Consider the following 340-nt stretch of genomic DNA (forward strand, 5'->3'; position numbering starts at 1 on the left):
GCGAGGCGCCGATCTGTACGACGGGGTCGTGCGCTCGGGGGCGGTCGCCACGCGCCAGGAGGCCAAGTATGCGGTGCTGGGAGCCATGTACGGCGCGACCACGGGCGAGAGCGGTCGCCTCGTGCCACGATTGCGCTCGGTGTATCCGCGGGCGATGGGGCTGGTGGACGCTGCGGCGCGCACCGGCGAGGAGGGCGGCGTCGTCAGCACGCTGCTGGGTCGCAGCTCGCCGCGCCCGGACGAGGCCCGGCGCCGTGCGCAGTCGCAGGCCAGCGATCCGGGTGCGGGAGGTGCGGACGAGTCGCGTGCGCGCAGCCGCGCCAGAGACCGCGGACGCTTC

1 protein-coding gene is annotated in these 340 nt (G+C 75.6%); it reads left to right on the top strand.

The window, feature by feature from the left end; genetic code table 11:
• The coding region (locus tag KI686_RS17505; RefSeq protein WP_237590330.1) for a hypothetical protein at positions 1-340 on the top strand (340 nt) is incomplete at both ends.

Origin of the sequence: Polaribacter sargassicola (genome assembly GCF_021991835.1) — a bacterium.
GTDB classification, from domain to species: domain Bacteria; phylum Bacteroidota; class Bacteroidia; order Flavobacteriales; family Flavobacteriaceae; genus Polaribacter; species Polaribacter sargassicola.